An 18,763-nucleotide genomic window follows, 5' to 3' on the forward strand; every position below is an offset into this window, starting at 1 on the left:
CCCTTCACCCTTCGCCTTTAACCGTTATTCCCCCTTTAGGGGGTTAGGGGGTTCGCCTTTGACCCTTTCCCTCTCTCCTTAGGGATTAGACGTAATCAAACGGCTTGAACGGCTTGCCGCCGGCCATGACCTCCTGGGTCTTTTCATCAAAGGTTACCTTTTCGCCCGTGCGATAAGCGGCGTTGGCCATGATGACCGCGATGGCGTGATGATAACCCGCCTCGATGGGGGCATGGGGCTGCTTGCGGCTGCGCACGCATTCCATCCAGTTGCGTACATGCGCCTGCGTCATCGGATCGCCGCCGGTATTGGCGTCGGTGGACACATTGGCCACTTCCTTCAACGACGTTTCCGGCAGCAGGAATGGCTTCATGTCCATGTCCTTGGCGTAGCGTTCCGTTAGGCCGCCTGCGGGAGTGATTTTGTTGGTGTCCAGGTTGAGGGTGCCCCCATTGGAATAATAGATCTCCTTTACATCCCCGGCCGAGTTGGTCTGCCTTGCGGTAAACATCACCTGGAAGCCGGTCTTAGGATCGTCCAGCGGGCCGTAATCAAATACCGCAGTGAGGGTATCGGCATTCTGCCGTCCGTCTTTCCACAGGTAGATGCCTCCATTGGCGGCTACGCTGCGGGGATGGGGCAGACCGGTAAACCAGTGCACCGTATCGATCTGGTGACACATCCACTGGCCCGGCAGTCCGGAGGAGTAGGGCCAGAAAAGACGGAACTCCAGATACTTCCGGGGGTCGAAGGGCACCTGCGGCCGGTTGATGAGAAAGCGTTTCCAGTCCGTATCTGCTTCCCGGAGCTGGGGCACCAGGCTGGGGCGGCGCCAGCGTCCGGGCTGGTTGACGTTCCAGGTAAGGTCCACCATCACGATGGGACCGAACTTGCCGGAGCGGATATAGTCGTTGGCCGCATGGTAATTGGCCCCGCTTCTCCGCTGGGAGCCGATCTGCACGATCTGCCTGGACTCCTTTACGGCCTTCAGCACGGCGCGATTGTCTTCCATGGTTTCGGCCAGCGGCTTTTCGGAATAGGTATCGCAGCCCGCCTTTACCGCTTCTATGGTATGGGTGGCATGCTGGAAGTCGGCGGTGCTGATGAATACGGCATCCAGATCTTTTATCCGGTACAGCTCATCGTTGTTTACGCAGGCCTGTACAGCATGTCCGATCTTCTTTTCCCAGTAGGCCTTTCCTTCCTCACGGCGTTTTTTCCAGATGTCGGAAACGGCTATCAGGTCGAAGTTCAGCTCCTTATACAGGTTCATAAAAGAGGGGATATGGGCATCCTTGTGCCGGTCGGAAAAGCCGACTACCCCTACGCGTATACGGTCGTTGGCCCCCAGGATATTACCGTAGCTGCGGGCGCTCAGTCCCATGGTGCCAAGATAGGTGCCCGCGGCCGCCATAGCGGATTTTTTGATAAAATCTCTTCTGTCTGTGGTCATTTTTCAGGATTGTTATTTCAGCACTTTTATTTTGAGGCTACGGAAAGATACCTCATTTCCATGGTCCTGCAGCAGGATGTGACCTTCTTTCCACAGGCCGAAGCCTTTCCAGTCCTTATACTTGCTGATGGCCACCAGCTGCATGAACTCGGGAGATCCCTTTACGTACTCCACTACTTTGTATCCGTTGAGGTAATGTTCCACACGGTTGTCGGGATATACCACGATACGGCCGTCGTTCCAGGCGCCGATCGGTTTCAGGGCGCGCTTATCGGTGATCTTGCGGGGAATGAGGTCGTACAGGGAAGAAAGGGTGCGGTCCCCGTTCCGGCCCAGCTTGGCATCGGGATGATTTTTATCGTCCAGCACCTGGTATTCCAGCCCGATGCCGGATTTGCCCTTGGTATCATAGTTTTCGGTTACGAAGTATTTCACGCCGCTGTTGGCACCCTTGGTCAGTTTGAACTCGAACTGAAGTTCGAAGGCCTTGTATTCCTTGTCTGTAACAATATCGCCCCCCATGCCTTCTTCCTGGCCGTTGGAGGCCTGCACGGTAAGGACGCCGTCTTTTATGGTCCAGCCTTTTTCAGGAAAGTCTTTCCTGTTGATGCCTCGCCAGCCCTTTGTGGTCTTGCCGTCCCAGAGCAGCTGAATGCCGTTGGCCTTTTCCTGTGCCGAAAGGTTATTGGGGATCAGATTCACGACATGGATATTGTCGTACGGCGTGGGGCGGAGCTTCCCGGTCTGGATGCGGATATTCTTCCAGCGGATCTGTTTTCCGGGGTTGTCGGATTTGGAGATGGCATGTACCTGCAGGGCGATAAAGCCTTTCAGCGTCATGTTGTCCACCAGGTTGGATGCGGGTACGCCGTTAACCCAGGTACGGATGCTGCTGCCGATGCATTCCACGCGGTAGTGGTTCCATCCGTCGGCTTTAAAGGCCTTCTGGGCGGCCGGGTTGTAGGTAAGCGGGTACAGCCAGTCGCGCCGGGCCTCGTCATAGATGCCGCCGCTCCAGGCGCGGGAGGAAGGGTCTATTTCCACCTGATAGCCGTGTACGCGCCCGTTGCGGTATTCCGGAGTGCTTTCGCTGCGGATCTGGATGCCGGAATTCATGGAAGGGTCTACTTTCAGATCCAGCTCCAGGATAAAATCACCGTACAGCTTGTCGGTGCACAGGAAGGAGTTGGGGGTATTGGCTACGGTGGTGCCGACGATCTCCCCGTTTTCCACCGTGTAGTTTGCTTTGCCGTTGAGCTGGTGCCAGCCCGACAGGTCTTTCCCGTTAAAGAGGTTTTCCCATTGTCCCTTCTTCTGAGCGCTGCTCCACAGGGTTACGGCCATAGCTGCCGTCAGTAAAATGTACTTTTTCATTTGTTATTTTTTGTTTTTTTTAAGGTCCGATAGCGCCGCGCATACATTCATCTCTCGTAATACCGCTTCAGGAGGGATGATCATGCCCGGTTTCATGCTGGTATTTTCCTTGTTTTTGTTTTAAAAGATGGGTTTTGCGCTTCAAAATAGTAAGATTTCCGGCAAAATGCAAACGATTGCATGACTTTTTATGAACGTAAGATCCCTTACCCTGTAAGGTTTCGCGAAGAGTCCTGTATATCGAGCGTGGTTTTCATTTCGATGGTCCGGTAGTTTTTGGGCGGCGTCTTGCTTTCGATGAGCTCGATCAGCAGCTCGGCCGATTTCTGCCCGATATCAAAGGTCGGCTGCTGCACGGCGGTCAGCGAGGGGGCCATAAACTTGTTCAGGGGGTTATCGGAGAAGCCGACCAGCGCCACATCCATGGGGATGCGCAGCTTCATTTCCCGCAGCACCTTTATACAGCCGATGGCCAGCCGCTCGGTGGAGGCTACAATGGCATCCGGCCGCTCGGAACCCTCAAAAAGCTGCCGGACCGCCTTTTCTATGCTCATGGCGTCAAAGTCGCAATGCACGATCCAGTTCTTTTTTACCGGCAGGTGATGGGAGCGGAGCGCTTCCTCGTACCCCTTCAGCCTGTTTTGCGTAATAGAGAGATAAGGCGCTATGGCCACATGCGCAATCCGGGTAAAGCCTTCGCGGATCAGGTGGCAGGTAGCGTCGAAGGCGCCCTGGTAATCGTTTACCACCACCTTGTGCGTTTTGATTTCCTCACAGACCCGGTCAAACATCACCAGGGGTATCCCTTTGCCGCGGAGCGCCTGGAGATGATCGTAGTTCCGGGTTTCGTTGGAGATGGTGAGGATCAGCCCGTCGATGCGCCGGGAGGTGAGGAGCTGGATGCTGGTCACCTCCCGCTCGTACAGCTCGTGGCTCTGAAAGATGATTACATGATAGCCGCGGCTGTATGCCACCTCCTCGATGCCGGCAATGGTGGCGGAGCAGAAGTTGTTGGCGATCTCGGGAACGATGACGCCGATGATCTTGCTTTTTTTTTCTTTCAGCGACAACGCGATGGGGTTGGGGCTGTAATGCATTTCCCGGGCCACCTCCTGGATCAGCCGCCGGGTTTCCTCGCGGATCTCGGTTCCTCCCCGCAGAGCCCTGGAAACGGTAGAGGGTGATAGCTTCAGCCGCTGCGCAATATCTTTTATGGTAACTGAATGCTGATCATCCATACTTGATTTCGTTTTAAATCCCCCATCGAGGCGGGCGTTATTTAAAGATTTATTAAAAATTTAACCGAATAAATGTAATAAATATTACGCAAACGATGCCGGGAACGAGTGAATTATTTTAATCGGTCGAAAGCCAGTGCAGACGGTTGCACAGGCTACCCTTAATATCTACTTTTATGTCGCAACAAACAACATGGCAGTTAATACAAAGGACGCAGACAAGCATATATTTATGAAAAGATTGTGGCTGAAGGGTAGTATGATCATGATGGCCCTTGCCGGCTTTTATTCCGGCAAGGCGCAGCAGGTGCTGGCCACCTTTACACTCCCGCAGGTGCAGAATAATATTGCGGCGCCCGTATCCGTTGATCTGGATAATATTACCGGCGTTGCCGACAGCAGCCTGGTTTTGCGCCGGGTCCAGGGGGGCAAAAGAACGGTAGTCCCTTTTCAGGTGGAAGACGGTTACCACCGTTTCCTTTGGTGGACGGTAAAAAAGGAAAGCACCGCTTCGGCGGAAAAGCAGGTTTTTGAATTGGTAGAGGACGGAGGAATAAATACCCAAGCAGCGCCCACCATTCTGGTGCAGAACCAGGATGGGGCGCTGCTTATTACTGATGAAGGCAAAAAAGTGCTGCAGTATAATTTCAATACGGTATATCCCCCCAAAGGCGTGGATACGGTATTCCGTCGCAGCGGCTTCATCCACCCCCTCTGGTCTCCCGCCGGTCATGTAATGACCCGGATCAACCCCCGGGACCACTATCATCATGTGGGCATATGGAACCCGTGGACCCACGTGGGTTTCCAGGGTAAAACGGTTGATTTCTGGAACCTCTATGAGAAGCTGGGGACGGTGAGGTTTTCAAAATTTATCGCAAAAACCTCCGGAGATATATATGGTGGCTTTAAGGCGCTGCAGGAACATGTGGTGCTGCCCAAGGGAGCGGCAGACGGAAAGGAAAAAGTGGCCATGGACGAAGTCTGGGATATACGGGTATATAACATAGGCCCCAAGATGTGGCTTTGGGACTTTACCTCTTCCCTGAACTGCGCCACCCCCGACCCGGTGCTGCTGGAAGAATACCGTTACGGCGGTTTTGGCTTCCGGGCAGACAGTTCCTGGAACAACCGGAACAGCAAGGTGCTTACTTCCGAAGGCAAGACCCGAAAAGAGGCTGATGCCAGCCGCGCCCGCTGGTGTATGATCGACGGCGACATGTACGGCGGTCATTCCGGAATACTATTTATGGGATATCCTACCAATTATAACTTTCCCGAACCCATGCGGGTATGGCCGGAAAATATGAACGGCCGCGGAGACGTGTTCTTCAGCTTCAGCCCCACGCGCAACATGAGCTGGCCCCTGTCTCCGAAGAAGACGTATGTGCTGAAGTACCGTATGCTGGTGTACGAAGACACCATCACGCCTGCACAGGCAGAAAGCGTATGGAAAAGCTTTGCACATCCCCCGGCGGTGAAAGTTACCCTGCGATAAGTTGCTACTCCGGAAACGGCCGAAACAACAACAATCATCAAAAAAATTACAGGTAAAAAAAGAAAAGCATGCAGAGAAAACTATTAGCAGGTCTGTTGATCGCCGCCTGGGTGTGTATGTGCGGTCTTACCGCTTCCGCACAGTCGCGTAAGGACCGGGTCAACTGGAAAAAGGTACATGTGCTGGTGTATACCAAAAACGGAAAGGGTTATGTGCACGACAACATCCCCTCCGCTGTGGCCTGCATAAAAAAGCTGGGTGCGGATCATGGTTTCAGCGTGGATGTGTCGGACAATCCGGCTGACTTTAACGACGATAACCTGAAGAAGTACAATGCGCTGGTGTTTACCAGTACGAACAATGATGTTTTTGATACGGATGCGCAGAAGGTAGCCCTGATGCGTTATATCCAGGCCGGAGGCGGTTTTGTGGGGATACATTCGGTAACCGGTACCGAACGCCACTGGGAATGGTTCAAGAGAATGCTGGGAGGCACCTTTGTCCGTCATGCCAAGCACCAGGAGTTCAAGGAGATCGTCCTTGATCCGACCAATCCCTCCACAGCCAAGCTTCCCCGCGTATGGGACCGCAGCGACGAATGTTATTATATCACCACCATCAATCCGGATATCCATGTGCTGATGGTGCACGACCTTAACAGTGTCAACGACAAAGCCAAGCCCACTATCTTCGGTACCGCTTTTCCCTCCTGCTGGTGTCATGAATTCGACGGTGGCCGCGAGTGGTACACGGCCCTGGGTCACGACGGGAAAACCTATTCGGAGCCGGCTTTCCAGCAGCATATTCTCGGCGGTATACAATGGGTAGTGGCAGGCAACCGCAAGCTGGATTATTCCAAGGCCCACGCCAAGAGCCCCGATGACCCGCTGCCTTATTAAACAATGAACTGTAAACCGATTTATCCTATCATTAAATACGACATTAAATGGTACAAAAAGAAACCAACCCCTTCTCCAGAAGGAATTTCCTGAAGACCTCCATGGGCGCTGCCGGCGCTTTTGCCCTGGGAAGCATACCTACCATTGTTCCGGCGCAGGTGATCCGCGGTAAGCTGGCACCGAGCAATCGTCTTAATATCGGCGTCATCGGCGCGGGCCGGATCGGCACTTCCTGGGATATTCCCGGTACGCTGCAGCATGACCTGGCCAATATCATGGCGGTGTGCGATCTGGATTCCAAACGGCTGGCAGGGGGCAAAAAGCTGATTGACGACTATTATGCTAAAAAGAAAGGAGGAAGCTATAACGGAACGAAAACCTATTCGGACCACCAGGAGCTCCTCGCCGATAAGGATATCGACGGCGTATTGATCTGTACACCCGACCATCAGCATGTGCGTCCGGCCCTCCATGCGATACACGCAGGGAAGGATATTTATATGGAAAAGCCGGCATCCCTGACCATTACCGAAGGCCGTATCCTCAGCGACGAGGCGAACAAGGCAGGAACGATCTTCCAGATCGGCTCCCAGCAGCGCTCCCTGAACCCCTGGCCGCAGTTCAAAAAAGCCTGCGAGCTGGTGCGCAACGGGAGGATCGGGGAAATTAAAGAGATCTATGTGGGCCTGCCGGTCGACAATCCCAAAGAGGCCAGGGTGGAAAAAGAGATGCCCATACCGGCGAACCTGAACTATGAAGCATGGCTGGGCTCTACGCCCTATGTGCCTTATACCGAACACCTGGTGCATCCGCAAAACAGTGTGGGGGCAAGACCGGGTTGGCTGCGTTGCCAGCAGTTCGGCGCCGGCATGATCACCGGCTGGGGAGCGCACCATTTCGATATCGTAAACTGGGGACTGGGCACTGAGCATACCGGTCCGGTGGAAGTGACCGCCTCGGCAGAGTGGCCCCGCAAGGAAGCCCTCTGGGATGTGCATGGTCCGTTTAAGAGCGAAACGGTCTTTGCCAACGGTGTGAAAGTGCATGCCAGCGACAGCTATCCGAACGGGGTAAAATTTGTGGGCACCGAAGGCTGGATATTCGTAACCCGCGGGAATGCCCAGATGACCTCCAGCGATCCGGTATCTCAAAAGAAAGGCGCCAAGGCCTTTGATGCGAGCAACCCCAAGATACTGACTTCCGAGATCGGACCCAACGAGATCCACCTGGTGGAAAGCAAGGAGCATCACGGCAACTGGCTGGAATGTATGGTCAGCCGTCAAGCGCCGGTGGCGCCGATCGAAGTGGGACACCGTGCCTGCACCATTTGCCTGATCAACGACACGGCTATGAAGCTGAAGCGGAAGCTGTACTGGGATCCGATAAACGAACGCTTCAAGAATGACGAGGAAGCCAACAAGATGCTGTGGCGGGCAGAAAGGTGGCCGTACCAGATTCATCAGGAATACGACGTGCGGACGCTGATCAACAAAGCCTGATCAGCATAGCAGTTACTGTAAAAACAAGGAATATTTATGATCCGATACAGGACAGTCATTGCGGTTTTACTCATGAGCGGTCTGGCTGCGGTAAGCTGTAAGCAGGGAAATACCGGCGAAGGGGATTTCAGGGTGAAGCTGATCACCCTGGACCCCGGCCATTTCCATGCCGCGCTGGTACAGAAAAGCATGTACCCGCAGATCGATTCGGTGGTGCAGGTATATGCTCCGGAAGGACCGGAGCTGCAGGCACAGCTGGATTATATCAAACAGTACAATACCCGTGCGGAGGACCCCACCCACTGGGTGGAGCAGGTGTATACCGGAAAGGATTTCCTGGAGAAGATGGTGGAAGAGAAAAAGGGGAACGTAGTGGTGATGGCCGGAAACAATCACCGGAAAACGGAATATATCAAACGAACGGTGGATGCAGGCATGAATGTGTTGGGAGATAAGCCCATGGCTATTGACACGGCAGGCTTCAACCTGCTGCTCGAGGCCTTCCGCGAGGCTCCGGAGAAAAAGGTGCTGCTGTATGATATCATGACGGAGCGGTCCGAGATCACCACCATCCTGCAACGCATGCTGATGCACATGCCGGAGGTTTTCGGCACCCTGCAACCGGGTACCGTCGATTCGCCGGGTGTGGAGATGCAGAGCGTGCATTTCTTCTACAAGCGCGTTTCCGGCAATGTGCTGACCCGTCCGGCCTGGTTTTTTGATCCCAGACAGGAAGGCGATGCCATTGTGGACGTAGGAACGCATCTGGCCGATCTGGTGCAGTGGGAGTGTTTCCCGGACAGCGTCCTCAACTACCGGGAGGATATCCGGGTGCTGCGCTCTCGCAAGTGGCCTACCAACCTGGGGCTTTCGCAATTCAGCGCCATTACCAAACAAAACGCTTTTCCCGATTACCTCTCCGGTTATGTTACCGGCGATACGCTGCATGCGGATGCCAACGGATCGGTGGATTATACCCTGAAAGACATCCATGTGCGGATATCTCCGCTCTGGCACTATCAGGCACCCGAGGGAAGCGGGGACACCCATTTCTCAAGAATGCGGGGAACCCGGGCTACGCTCGAGATCCGGCAGGGAGAAGCAGAGCAGTATGTGCCCGCCTTATATGTGATACCCGCCGATAAAAAAGATGCCGCCTTTGCCGCGGTGCTGGAGAAGGCCGTCGGGCAGATCGGGGGGCGGTATCCCGGTGTGGGCCTGAAAAAGACGGATGAGGGCTGGACGATAACCATCCCGGAAAAATACAGGGTAGGCCATGAGGCACACTTTGCCCAGGTGATGGAGCGGTTCCTGCAATACCTCGAAGACGGGAAGATACCCGAGTGGGAGCTGCAGGGCATGATTGCAAAATATTATCTGACTACAAGCGCTTCGGCTATGGCGTCGACGCCGGGAAAATAAGCAACAGCAAGGTTTTTATTGCAAATAAAATGTGAGCACCCTGATCCTTCCGATATGGGGGAAAAGGGTGTCTTATGTCTCTAAAAAATAAAAGTATGGATAAAAATGCCGGATTCGACCTTTCGGGAAAAACAGCTTTGGTAACAGGCGGCGGGTCAGGACTGGGTTTTGCAATTTCAAAAATACTGATACAGAGCGGAGCAAGGGTAATCATTATCGGGAGGCAGGAAGCAAAGTTGGCGGAAGCCTGTGAGAAGCTTGGCAGTCAATGCAGCTATAAGGTCTTTGATCTTTCCGCTGTGGAAAAAATCAAATGGTTTGTAGAAACCCTGGAAGCGGAAAACGGGCCGTTGGACGTGCTGGTGAACAACGCCGGCATACACCTGAAAAAAGACACCCTGTCTGTCAGCGACGAGGAGTACCAGCGGGTAATCCGGATCAACCAGCAGGCGGTTTTTGCACTGACGCGGGAAGTGTCCGTGAAGATGGTAGAGCGTCAGGCGGGATGCGTGATCATGATCAGCTCCATGGCTTCGCAATACGGTTTGCCGAAGGTGATTGCCTATACCGCGGCAAAATCGGCGGTGGAGGGTATGACGCGCGCGCTGGCGGTGGAGCTGTCGCCCCTGGGGGTACGGGTAAACTGCGTGGCGCCCGGCTTTATTGCCACCGATATGTCGGCCGGTGCGCTCAACAACGATAAGGAGCGGATGGCCCGCGTGCTGACCCGCACACCTATCGGCAGGCTGGGAGAACCGGACGATATCGGCTATGCCGTGACCTATCTGGCTTCTGAAGCGGCACGCTATGTTACCGGTGTGGTATTGCCGGTGGATGGGGGAAATTCTATCGGATTCTGATTCCTCTAATAATCAACCAATTTCTAAAACCTGTTGTCATGAAAAAAATTTTTTTGCGACGGATACTTTGGCTATTCTGCGCCGCTGTGCTGGCGGGTAGCTGGAGTACCGCCGTTGCACAAAACCTCACAGTACAGGGAAAAGTGACCGCCGCAAATAATAACTCCGGTCTCCCCGGCGTAACCATTAATGTATTGGGAACTTCCAAAGGCAGCGTGACCGATGCCAATGGTAATTACAGTCTGAATGGCTTGGCCGCATCAGATAGCCTGGTGTTTTCCTATGTGGGCTATGATAAAAAGACGGTTGGCGTAAACGGCCGCGCCCGCGTCGATATCAGCCTGACCCAGGGGGCTTCTTCTTTGGAGCAGATCGTCGTGATCGGGTATGGCACCGCGCAGAAGAAAGACCTTACCGGGGCGGTATCTTCGGTGAATGCCGAAAAGCTGGAGAATGAACATCCCAACTCCGTGCAGGACGTACTGCGCAGCAATGTTCCCGGGCTGAAAGTGGCTTATAATACCAGCGCCAAAGGAGCCAGTGATAATGACCTTGAAGTAAGGGGAAAAAATACCCTCAATGCAGGCTCCAATCCTCTGCTGGTTGTGGACGGTGTGATCTATTACGGCTCTATGTCGGATATCAATCCCAACGATATTGCCACGATTGATGTGCTGAAGGATGCCAGCTCCGCCGCCGTATACGGCGCCAAGTCTGCCAATGGCGTGATCCTCATTACCACCAAAAGAGGAAAGGAGGGCAAACCGGTCATCAATGTAAATGCCAGCTTCGGGCTGGCGACCATGGGTGTCAATCAACGCCCCTATAGTGCGCAGGACTTTCTGAAATTCCGCTCCAACGTGCAGTATAACCGTTATGCCGGGGATGCAAAGCCTTATGAATATTCCGATCCGCGTACGCTGCCGGATGATATTTCGATGGACGAATGGCTGGGATATGATGGTTCCAGCGGTGATCCGGTGTCGGTATGGCTGAACCGGCTGAACTTCAAGCCGATCGAGATCGCCAATTACAAAGCAGGTAAAAGCATAGACTGGTACGATAAGGTATTCCAGACCGGTCTCCGGCAGGACTATACGGTGAGCCTTTCCGGCCGGAAAGATGAATTATCCTATTACTGGTCGCTGGGCTATACCGATAACGAAGGCGTCGTGGTAGGGGATGAGTTTTCCACGGTTCGTAGCCGGATCAACCTCGAAGCCAAGATCACCAAATTCCTGACGGTGGGTACCAACACCCAGTTTTCCTACCGGGATGAAAGCCAGGTGCCGGCCAACTGGGACAACGCCATTATCGCTTCGCCCTGGGGATCCATGTACCGGGACGATGACTCGACCGCCCTGCGCTTCAGTCCCAATGATCAGGCCATCGCGCAGAACCCCTTTGGCGATCCCACTTATACCGACCGTATGCAGCGGTATTATACCCTGAATTCCTCGATCTACGGAAAAGTGACCCTGCCTTTTGATATTACTTATCAGGTGAACTTCACACCCCGTATTGAATGGTACAATTTTTTCCAGCACCAGTCGGCGGACTATATCGAGTCGAACTGGGCCACCCAGGGAGGGATTGCCGCCCGGCAGGAACGGCAGATATATCAGTGGCAGGTGGACAACCTGATCAAATGGAGCCATACCTTTAACAATATCCATCATTTTGACGTGACCCTGCTGGCCAATGCGGAAAAATACCAGGTATGGCGGAACAAAATATCAAACAATGGATTTGACCCGAGCGATGCCCTGGGTTATCATGATATTGGATCGGGCATAAACCCTGTCGTCGGGAATACCGGGGATTATAACGATGAGACCGGTGCGAATACCACATTGGGCGATGAATACAGTACCGGGGATGCGCTGATGGCCCGGGTCTTTTATTCGCTAAAAGACCGGTATATGCTGACTCTGTCGGTGCGCCGGGACGGCTATTCCGCTTTCGGATCCTCCAATCCGCGGGCTACCTTTCCGGCTGCGGCTTTTGGTTGGGTGTTTACCGAGGAACCGTTTTTTAAGGCAGACTGGCTGGATTTCGGCAAGCTGCGGCTGTCTTACGGGGTAAACGGAAACCGGGATATCCCTCGTTATGCCGCGCTGTCCATCCAGCAGACCGGCAAATACCTGCATGTAACACCGGATGGAAAAATTGTACAGGTTTCCCAGCTGTATGTAAATAATATGGCCAACCCCGATCTGAAATGGGAAAGAACCAGCGCCTATAATATCGGGCTGGACTTTTCGCTCTTTCACAGCATCCTCGACGGAAGTATAGATGCTTACCTGAGTAAGACCACCAACCTGCTGGTACAGCGGGCATTACCCGATGTGATTGGTTTTGACTATATCTGGGATAATCTCGGTGAAGTGGACAACAAAGGATTTGAGATCAACCTAAGCTCGCACAATATCGATCATCCTACTTTTTCCTGGAATACCTCGGCCAACTTTTCGTTGAACCGGAATGAGATCGTACATCTGTATGGTAATATGGTGGATATAACGGATGCCAACGGAAAGGTGATCGGGCAGAAAGAGGCGGATGATGTGGGCAACAAATGGTTTATTGGCCATGCCATCGATGCAGTCTGGGACCAGAACGCCGTTGGCATATGGCAGTCTGATGAAGCGAATGAAGCCCAAAAGTACGGCGTGTCCCCGGGCGACTTCAAGGTAAAGGATGTGAATAACGACGGCCAGTATACGGATGCAGACCGGGAATTCCTGGGCTTTACCGAGCCCCGGTTCCGCTGGACCCTGCGGAATGAATTTACTTTCTGGAAAAACATCAGCCTTTCCTTCGTGGTTTATTCCATATGGGGGAATATCGCTGCTTTTAACCAGGCGAAGAATAACAGCGGCTTTATTGACCGGAGCAGCTACTATGACTTTCCCTACTGGACGGCTGACAACCCTACGAATGATTATGCCCGCCTGTATTCCAGCAATGGGAGCGCCACCTACAGCGTTTATCGAAAAAAATCCTTTATCCGGCTGGACAATGTCGCCCTGGCCTATACCTTTCCCCAGAAATTACTGAAACGGGCAAGCATCCAGGGCCTTAAGGCCTATTTCACCGTTAAGAATGCCGCCCTGTATGCGCCGGACTGGAATTTCTGGGATCCGGAACCCAGCACTTCCGGACCCACGCCCCGGATCTATACGCTCGGACTGAATCTGACCTTGTAAGCGATGAGTTGTGATAAATGGTATTTTTCAACCAGATCAAAACTGAAAACAATGCAACCGAATCATAAAAACCAGCGCTTTGCTTTTGCTTCAAAAAAGCTGTGGCTTGCTGCCCTGCTGTTTGCAGGCGCAATGGGCTGTACAAAGGATTTTCTGAAGCCCAAACCCAAATCATTTTATGTACCGGAAACGGCTTATAATACGCCGGAAGGATTAAATGCCGCCCTGGTGGCCTGTGAGCGGAACATGCGCTACGAATGGTATGGGGACGGCGCTCCCATCATTACCCAGATGCTTTTCTCCGATGTGGCCGTGGACGGTACGACCGACAAATCCGGTCCGGCGCAGGACCTGAACCTGCTCATCACCCCGGATGCCGTTGTAAGCGGTAGCGATAATGCGGACCATAACCGGATCTTCTGGTACTGGAGCGAAGGATACAAGGGTATCAAATATGCCAATACGGTTATCTTCTACATAGATGAGCCGGATTGGGACACCACTTCTGCCGAAGAGATGGCGCAGCGCAATGCCATCCTTGGCGCCGCTTATTTCCACCGGGCCTACCGCTATTATGATCTCTGCAACGAGTTCGGGGATGTTCCCTGGGTCGGAAAGATATATGACTACCCCAAGCTGGATTTCCAAAGCGTAAAACGGGAAGTTATCCTGCAGCAGATCAAAAAAGACCTGGAGTTTGCCGCCGAATGGGTGCCGGATAATACGGATAAGGGTACGGTGACCAAAGGGGCCGTGCTGCATCTGCTGACCAAGGTCAACCTGGCCCTGGGTGATTTTGACGATGCTATCGCCTCCGCGAGTGCGGTGATCGATGGTGGAACCTATCACCTGATGACCGACCGTTTTGGAACGGATGCGGATGATGCTTCCAAAAATGTCATCTGGGACCTGCATCAATCGGAGAATAAATCCATTGCTGCCAACAAGGAAGCGCTTATGCTGGTGATCGACAAACCGGATGTGGACGGAAAATCCGGTGGGATCAGCGTCATGCGGCAGTGTGTCCCCGAATTCTACGCGGCGATCAACACCCCTGCTGGGAACAAGGGTACGACAGATAAAGTAGGTGTTGAATTCGATCTTACCACGATGTACGGCCGCGGAATAGGGAGATGCCGCCCTTCCAACTACAGCCAGTTTTCGCTTTGGGATAACGATGCCGGTGATCTGCGCCATGCTCCGGGCAACTGGGTGAACATGGAGGATATGGTGTATAATGAGCCTGATCTGAAAAGGAACGATCCGCCTGATCATCCTGCAGATCCCTATTATGGGAAGCACCTTCAACTGCACAATAGCGCAGGAACATTGCTGTGCTCCGATACCATCCGCTGCTGGTTTGGCTGGCCCTATTACAAGCTGTATGTGCCCGATAATATCAATTCCCAGCCCCAGGGTGGGAATGGAGACTGGTATGTGTTCCGCCTCGCGGAAACCTACTTGCTTCGTGCGGAAGCTTATTACTGGAAAGGGAACCTGGCTGCAGCGGCTGACGACCTTAACAAGGTGAAGGCCCGTGCCCAGGCGCCCCTGATCACGGCCGGCCAGGTAAATATCGGCAGCATACTGGATGAAAGGGCAAGAGAGCTGTATTATGAAGAGCCCCGCAAGGTGGAGCTGACCCGTATCGCTTACCTCTTTGCGAAGACCGGGAAACCCGCCTATAACGGGAAAACCTACAGCCTGGATAATTTCTCAACGGATAACTTTTTCTATGACCGGGTGATGGAGAAGAATAATTTTTATAAAAACAACATCACCACTATTCACGGAGACCGGTATACGATGAGCCCTTATCATGTGCTCTGGCCTATACCGCAGAAAGCGATAAACGACAATACCCAGGCGCGTATTAACCAAAACAAAGGATATACCGGTGCGGAAAACAACATACCCCCGCTGGATAAGATACCGGAAGACTGAGCAGGGCCACCCGGCCCTGCCCGGTCTTTACCTTTTATTATTATTTATTTGACAAAAACTCCATGCTTATGACGCAAGTCTACTTCGGGAGAAGCTTACGCTACGTCGTCTTCTCTGTTTGCTGTGTCTGTTGCCTCGCCTCTCTGCAGGCATTTGCCGGTCGCGCTGCCGTCCGGCTTCCGGCCCTTGATGCCGGAGGCATGCATACCACATCCTCCCCCGCAAAGATGTCTCTGCCCGCTGTACTGCTGCCGGATAAGGAAGTCCGGGGGCTTGTTACCGACAGCAGCGGAGCGCCCATGCCCGGGGTGACCGTCTCCGTAAAAGACAAACCTACCGTGGGTACCACTACCGACCTGAACGGTCGTTACATCCTGGTCGTACCGGATAATGCGGTGCTGATCTTCAGCATGGTTGGCTTCGACAAACAGGAAGTACCGGTGAGCGGCAGGACCTCCGTTAATATCAAGCTGCAGCCGGCATCCAACACGCTGGGTGAAACGGTGGTCGTGGCTTTTGGTACCCAGAAAAAAGCCGACGTGGTGGGCGCGGTGACTACCATCAACCCGGCAGAGCTGAAGGTGCCCGCGAGCAACCTCACTACGGCCCTGGCCGGTCGCCTGTCCGGCGTGATCGCTTACCAGCGCAGCGGGGAACCGGGGCAGGACAATGCCGAGTTCTTCATCCGCGGCGTCACCACCTTCGGATATAAAAAAGACCCGCTGATCCTGATCGACGGCATCGAAAGCACCACTACCGACCTGGCCCGCCTGCAAACGGATGATATCGCCGCCTTTTCCATCCTGAAAGATGCCACGGCCACCTCGCTCTATGGCAGCCGTGCAGCCAACGGGGTGATCCTGATCAGCACCAAGGAAGGGAAGGAAGGGAAGATGTCCATCTCGGTCAGATTGGAAAACTCGGTTTCCACGCCTACGCGCAATGTGGAACTGGCCGACCCCGTCACCTATATGAAGCTGAACAACGAGGCCGTGCTGACCCGCGATCCGCTGGGCATCCTTCCCTATACAGATCAGCAGATCGATAATACCATTGCCGGTACCAACCCTTACGTATATCCGGCCACCAACTGGCGGAAAGCCCTGATGAAGGATTACACCATGAACCAGCGGGCCAACCTGAACGTAAGCGGAGGCGGCCAGGTAGCACGGTACTATGTAGCCGGCTCCTATAACCTGGATAACGGCGTCCTGAAAGTTGACCATCAGAACAACTTTAACAATAACATCAAGCTGAAGAATTATTCGCTGCGCTCGAATGTGAATGTGAATCTGACCAAATCTACCGAAATGGTCATCCGGCTGAGCGGCAACTTTGATGATTATACCGGTCCTATCGATGGGGGAACCCAGGTATACCGGAACATCATGCGGACCAATCCTACCTTATTCCCGCCCTTTTTTCCGGTGGATGCCGAGCATCAGTATGTAAAACATATCATGTTCGGGAACTATGATGACGGGAGCGGCGTCTATTACCTGAATCCTTATGCCGATATGGTAAGGGGCTATAAGGATTATACCCGTTCGGTCATGTCTGCCCAGTTCGAGCTTCACCAGGATCTTTCTTCCCTGACGGAAGGGCTGAGTATCCGCGGACTGCTGAATACGACGCGGAATACCTACTTCGAGGTGGCCCGTGCCTATGATCCATTCTGGTACCAGGCAGGAGGATATAACAAATATGAAAACAGCTACAAGCTGTCCCTGCTCAACGAAGAGACCGGTACGGAATACCTGAGCTATGACCCCGGCAAGAAAGAGGTGGCTTCCAATTTTTATTTTGAATCGGCGCTGAATTATGCCCGTACGCTGAAGGACAAACATAGCCTGAGCGGATTGCTGGTGTTTATGGTAAGGAACAACCTGACCGGCGACGCCACCGATCTGCAAAGCTCGCTTCCCTTCCGGAACGTAGGGCTGGCCGGTCGTGCCACCTATTCTTATGAGAGCAAATATTACGGGGAGCTCAACTTCGGCTACAATGCTTCTGAGCGTTTTTACAAAAGCCATCGCTGGGGTTTCTTCCCCTCTGCCGGTGTAGCCTGGACGATCTCGAATGAAAAATTCTGGGAACCGCTGAAAAATAAGATCACCAACCTGAAGCTCCGGGCTACCTACGGGTTGACCGGGAACGATGCCATCGGTGATTCCAAAGATCGCTTCCTGTACCTTTCTAATGTGAATATGAACGACGCCAACCGGGGGGCAGTGTTCGGAAAGGATAATAGCTATAGCAGAGCAGGCATTTCCGTATCCCGTTATTCCGATCCCAATATCACCTGGGAAAAGGCTACCCGCGGCAACCTGGGTCTGGAAATAGGGATCGTGGACCGGTGGAACATCCAGGCCGACTTTTACCGGGAAGTACGGAGCAATATTCTCCAGACCCGCGTATCCACACCGGCGGAAATGGGTCTTTCCGCCCAGCCCAAGACCAATATCGGGAAAGCCCAGGGACAAGGGGTAGATCTTTCGTTGGATTATAACCAATCCTTCAGCAACAGCTTCTGGGTGCAAGGTCGCGCGAACTTTACCTACGCGGCCAGCAAGTTCCTGATCTATGAAGAATATGATTACCAGGATGCTCCCTGGAAATCCCATATCGGGTACTCCCTCAACCAGCAATGGGGTTATCTGGCCGAACGCATGTTCGTGGATGATGCGGAAGCCCTCAAATCTCCGCACCAGAATTTCGGAGAATACGGCGGCGGCGACCTGAAGTACCGCGATGTGAACGGGGACGGACAGATCACCGAGCTGGATCAGGTACCCCTGGGTTACCCGACTACTCCCGAGATCACCTATGGTTTCGGTTTTTCCATGGGGTATAAAAACTTTGACATCTCTGCTTTCTTCCAGGGAACAGGACGGGAGTCCTTCTGGATCGATGCAGAAGCTACCGCGCCGTTTGTGTCCTTCCGGTATCAAAGTGAGAAAGATAATAACCAGCTGGTTGGTGTACACCTCCAGAACGAGCTGCTCAAGGCCTATGCAGACAGTCACTGGTCCGAAGAAAACCGAAACCTGTATGCGCTCTGGCCGCGGTTGAGCACTACCGAAATGGGGAATGCCAACAACTCCCAGCGCAGCTCCTGGTTCCTGCGCAATGGTGCTTTCCTGCGACTCAAGCAGCTTGAGATCGGTTACAACCTGCCTCCTGCATCAGCCCGGCACCTTTTCATGAAAGGCCTCCGGATTTATCTGAGCGGTACCAACCTGCTTTGCTGGAGCAAATTCAAGCTCTGGGATGTGGAAATGGCCGGTAACGGTCTCGGCTATCCGGTACAGCGGGTGTTTAACATCGGTGTTCTGGCTTCCTTTTAAACTGTGCATATATGAAACCG

The 18,763-nt window shown here is 53.3% G+C and carries 11 protein-coding genes; 8 read left to right on the plus strand and 3 right to left on the minus strand.

Annotated elements, in window-relative coordinates:
* Positions 1 to 85: 85 nt before the first annotated feature.
* From ABD851_RS04710 to ABD851_RS04720, 3 genes are all read right to left on the minus strand, one after another.
* Positions 86 to 1,453: a Gfo/Idh/MocA family protein gene (locus ABD851_RS04710; protein ID WP_344976139.1), complete on the minus strand. Its 1,368-nt coding sequence runs from the start codon at positions 1,451 to 1,453 to the stop codon at positions 86 to 88.
* A 12-nt stretch (positions 1,454 to 1,465) separates the two neighbouring features.
* Positions 1,466 to 2,827, minus strand: a complete 1,362-nt coding sequence (locus ABD851_RS04715; protein ID WP_344976142.1) for a 3-keto-disaccharide hydrolase — start codon at positions 2,825 to 2,827, stop codon at positions 1,466 to 1,468.
* Between the two features lie 206 nt (positions 2,828 to 3,033).
* A complete protein-coding gene (locus tag ABD851_RS04720; protein ID WP_344976145.1) occupies positions 3,034 to 4,065 on the minus strand; it encodes a LacI family DNA-binding transcriptional regulator in 1,032 nt (343 codons plus the stop codon).
* A gap of 232 nt (positions 4,066 to 4,297) precedes the next feature.
* Between ABD851_RS04720 and ABD851_RS04725 the strand changes: the two genes are divergently transcribed.
* From ABD851_RS04725 to ABD851_RS04760, 8 genes are all read left to right on the plus strand, one after another.
* The gene (locus ABD851_RS04725) at positions 4,298 to 5,563 is read left to right on the plus strand and encodes a DUF6807 domain-containing protein (RefSeq protein ID WP_344976148.1); all 1,266 of its coding nucleotides are present in this window, start codon (positions 4,298 to 4,300) and stop codon (positions 5,561 to 5,563) included.
* 68 nt (positions 5,564 to 5,631) lie between these two features.
* Positions 5,632 to 6,462, plus strand: coding sequence for a ThuA domain-containing protein (locus tag ABD851_RS04730; protein ID WP_344976151.1), 831 nt, complete (start codon positions 5,632 to 5,634; stop codon positions 6,460 to 6,462).
* A 47-nt stretch (positions 6,463 to 6,509) separates the two neighbouring features.
* A complete protein-coding gene (locus ABD851_RS04735) occupies positions 6,510 to 7,961 on the plus strand; it encodes a Gfo/Idh/MocA family oxidoreductase (protein WP_344976154.1) in 1,452 nt (483 codons plus the stop codon).
* A 36-nt stretch (positions 7,962 to 7,997) separates the two neighbouring features.
* Positions 7,998 to 9,383 carry a putative oxidoreductase C-terminal domain-containing protein gene (locus ABD851_RS04740; protein WP_344976158.1) on the plus strand — a complete coding sequence of 462 codons (1,386 nt, stop codon included), beginning with the start codon at positions 7,998 to 8,000 and terminating at the stop codon, positions 9,381 to 9,383.
* Between the two features lie 95 nt (positions 9,384 to 9,478).
* Entirely contained in the window at positions 9,479 to 10,243 is a 765-nt protein-coding gene (locus tag ABD851_RS04745) for an SDR family NAD(P)-dependent oxidoreductase (protein ID WP_344976161.1), read from the plus strand.
* Between the two features lie 38 nt (positions 10,244 to 10,281).
* Positions 10,282 to 13,452, plus strand: a complete 3,171-nt coding sequence (locus tag ABD851_RS04750) for a SusC/RagA family TonB-linked outer membrane protein (protein ID WP_344976164.1) — start codon at positions 10,282 to 10,284, stop codon at positions 13,450 to 13,452.
* A 51-nt stretch (positions 13,453 to 13,503) separates the two neighbouring features.
* Positions 13,504 to 15,396: a RagB/SusD family nutrient uptake outer membrane protein gene (locus ABD851_RS04755; RefSeq protein WP_344976169.1), complete on the plus strand. Its 1,893-nt coding sequence runs from the start codon at positions 13,504 to 13,506 to the stop codon at positions 15,394 to 15,396.
* Positions 15,397 to 15,464: 68 nt separating this feature from the next.
* Positions 15,465 to 18,743 (plus strand): SusC/RagA family TonB-linked outer membrane protein, encoded by a 3,279-nt coding sequence (locus ABD851_RS04760; RefSeq protein ID WP_344976172.1) that lies wholly within the window; start codon positions 15,465 to 15,467, stop codon positions 18,741 to 18,743.
* Positions 18,744 to 18,763 lie beyond the last annotated feature (20 nt).

The sequence above is a fragment of the Compostibacter hankyongensis genome (genome assembly GCF_039541075.1).
GTDB lineage: Bacteria > Bacteroidota > Bacteroidia > Chitinophagales > Chitinophagaceae > Compostibacter > Compostibacter hankyongensis.

What these genes read in the sequence shown, in the direction of transcription:
- ABD851_RS04710 (WP_344976139.1), bottom strand. Translation starts at nt 1,453, where the DNA reads ATGACCACAGACAGAAGAGATTTTATCAAAAAATCCGCTATGGCGGCC.
- ABD851_RS04715 (WP_344976142.1), bottom strand. Translation starts at nt 2,827, where the DNA reads ATGAAAAAGTACATTTTACTGACGGCAGCTATGGCCGTAACCCTGTGG.
- ABD851_RS04720 (WP_344976145.1), bottom strand. Translation starts at nt 4,065, where the DNA reads ATGGATGATCAGCATTCAGTTACCATAAAAGATATTGCGCAGCGGCTG.
- ABD851_RS04725 (WP_344976148.1), top strand. Translation starts at nt 4,298, where the DNA reads ATGAAAAGATTGTGGCTGAAGGGTAGTATGATCATGATGGCCCTTGCC.
- ABD851_RS04730 (WP_344976151.1), top strand. Translation starts at nt 5,632, where the DNA reads ATGCAGAGAAAACTATTAGCAGGTCTGTTGATCGCCGCCTGGGTGTGT.
- ABD851_RS04735 (WP_344976154.1), top strand. Translation starts at nt 6,510, where the DNA reads ATGGTACAAAAAGAAACCAACCCCTTCTCCAGAAGGAATTTCCTGAAG.
- ABD851_RS04740 (WP_344976158.1), top strand. Translation starts at nt 7,998, where the DNA reads ATGATCCGATACAGGACAGTCATTGCGGTTTTACTCATGAGCGGTCTG.
- ABD851_RS04745 (WP_344976161.1), top strand. Translation starts at nt 9,479, where the DNA reads ATGGATAAAAATGCCGGATTCGACCTTTCGGGAAAAACAGCTTTGGTA.
- ABD851_RS04750 (WP_344976164.1), top strand. Translation starts at nt 10,282, where the DNA reads ATGAAAAAAATTTTTTTGCGACGGATACTTTGGCTATTCTGCGCCGCT.
- ABD851_RS04755 (WP_344976169.1), top strand. Translation starts at nt 13,504, where the DNA reads ATGCAACCGAATCATAAAAACCAGCGCTTTGCTTTTGCTTCAAAAAAG.
- ABD851_RS04760 (WP_344976172.1), top strand. Translation starts at nt 15,465, where the DNA reads ATGACGCAAGTCTACTTCGGGAGAAGCTTACGCTACGTCGTCTTCTCT.